2 protein-coding genes and 1 pseudogene are annotated in these 2,248 nt (G+C 61.8%); all 3 read right to left on the reverse strand.

Going from position 1 to position 2,248, the window contains the following annotated elements:
- Window positions 1-624: 624 nt before the first annotated feature.
- Entirely contained in the window at window positions 625-846 is a 222-nt protein-coding gene (locus WCA85_RS27195; protein WP_424067966.1) for a YXWGXW repeat-containing protein, read from the reverse strand.
- A 58-nt stretch (window positions 847-904) separates the two neighbouring features.
- A complete protein-coding gene (locus WCA85_RS27200) occupies window positions 905-2,053 on the reverse strand; it encodes a DUF1501 domain-containing protein (protein WP_424067967.1) in 1,149 nt (382 codons plus the stop codon).
- Between the two features lie 5 nt (window positions 2,054-2,058).
- Window positions 2,059-2,248: pseudogene (locus WCA85_RS27205) on the reverse strand (DUF1800 domain-containing protein); the annotation flags it as partial.

Consider the following 2,248-nt stretch of genomic DNA (forward strand, 5'->3'; position numbering starts at 1 on the left):
GCCGCAGGCTGCGCGAGCCAGGTCGGATACCAGAACGAGCGGATTTCGCGTTTCGCCTGATAGCGCGAACCCGCGCCGCCGTCGAAACCGTCATACGAAGGGGCCTGCAAAAACAGCGTTTTCATAAATGCTCCAGCCAGTCCCGTTGAGCCTGTCGGCGCAGGAAACCCAGCGATGCAAAGGGGAATAGGTCGCGTCACGACTAAAGCGCTCTTTTATTGCACTCCGTCGCGCGCTTTTTCTGCCCGGCTCGGCCCAGATGGCTCGCATTTCCGGACACTCATAGAGCGGCGCCTCGTACAGTAACTCGCGGCAAACGCCGAAGCAACATGGAACGCGTATCGAGCCCCGTTTTATGCATATTTAGCGAGATTGAAGTGCAATCGCATGGCGGGTGTAAATCAAACGGAAGCTGACCGACGTTTCTTCGCTTCAGAAAACCGCTCTTGGGTCGCAAAAAGACACGAAGCGCCGCTCCCGAGTATGAGCGCTTCGCGTGGAGATTTTGTGAAAAGTTTGAGCGCGTCGTCTTTTATTTATCGTCTATCGAACGAGGCTCGTCACAGAGGTGTTGATATTTTCAAACGAGGAGCATGCCCTACACCAATTATCCTTAAGGAAAGCTTAAGGAACTGCCACCCAATGGCCAGGTATCCATTCCCAGTTACTACCCACCCAACGGTAATGTCCCTTGACCCAGTGATAGCCCGGAGCCGGAGCGACCGGCACGACTTCGACGCGCGCCGGCGGCTGAGGCGGACGCGCCGGTTCGACCACGCAGGCCGTGAGCATCGCAGCGCACAGGCACGAAAGCAATGCTGCGTGGAAGGTCGATCGTTTTTTCATGTAACTCTCCAATTTTTCTGAGTGAAACGCGCGAACAGTGGTTGATTCAGGCCGCACACTAGGTGCGGATCAATCCCGTGAGCGGGCGCGTCGTGCCTGTTTGCGCAAACAGCGCAGCCGCCGTGCGATGCGGATCGAGTCCGAGACTCTCGCTGGCCGCGCCAGCAATCAGGCCGTCGAGCGCAGCGGTGGGCTTGAGGTCGCGAGCCTGGTAAAGATCGTTGGGTTTCAGTCCGGGCCAATCGGCGATCACGCGGCCGCCGGATACTGCGCCGCCTACGAGCATCGCTACCGAGCCGGTGCCATGATCGGTGCCGCCGGTGCCGTTCGCAGCGGCCGTGCGGCCAAACTCAGTGGCGACCAGCACGGTGGTCTTGCTCCAGAGCGGCCCCATACCATCGCGCAACGAGGCGAGCATCGTGTCGAGCGCTTTCAGTTGATTCGCGAGGCGCGGGTTCTGCGCGCTATGGGTGTCCCAACCGCCGGTTTCGATCATCGCCATGCGCGGGCCGTCGTCACGCGAGAGAAAACTCGCGGCGAGCTTGCCAAGACTGGCGGGGTCCTGGCGAGCGCCGGCATCACCCGCAAGACCCCGAGCCGCCATCGCCGATTCCCACAGCGGACGCAATTGCGCGTCCTGGTCATAGAGCTGCGAGACGCGTGTGAGCAGGTCGTCAGGCGCCTGCGGCAAGCCAGAAGGCGCGTAGGACGTGACGTCGGCTTTGCCGCGCAACGCCATCGGCACGGTTGGCGCAAACGCGATGGCATTTTCGTGCGTCGCGGGCATCAGCGCGACGAGCCGGTTTAGCCAGCCATCCTTCACCTGATACGGCGACGTGCCGCCCGTTTCCAGCACGTTCTGCCCGTCGAAATGCGAACGGTCGCGATACGGCGACGCCACGGCATGCACGAACAGCGCCTGGCCCGACGCGTACATTTTCGAGGTTTCGGCAAGCGACGGATGCAATGCAAATGTGCCGTCGAGTTTGATCGCAGTGGACGGATCGATAGCGAGCGCGCCGCGCAGACTCGTGTACGACGGCTCCGCGTACGGCACGACAATGTTCAGACCATCGGCGGCGCCGCGCTGGATCACGAAGATGAAGCGGCGGTCGGTTTCGACATTCGCAAAGGCCATCTGCGGCGAGACGAGAATCGCACCTGCACCGGCGGCGGCGAAGTTCAGGAATTGACGACGGGACACCATGGCGTTCATCTCCTTTGAAAATCGGGTGACACGAGCAGGAGCGCGATGGCCGTCGACACGCTTTCGGCGCGTGACACGGCGGTCGCGGTGGGCTCGCTGATCGAGCCGACGAGCAGCGTCTGGCCCAACGTGCGTGGATCGAGCCGATCACCGACGCGCGCGGCAAAGCGCTGCGCCACTTCGACGCGCCGCACC

The sequence above is a fragment of the Paraburkholderia sp. genome (assembly GCF_049581445.1).
Lineage (GTDB): Bacteria > Pseudomonadota > Gammaproteobacteria > Burkholderiales > Burkholderiaceae > Paraburkholderia.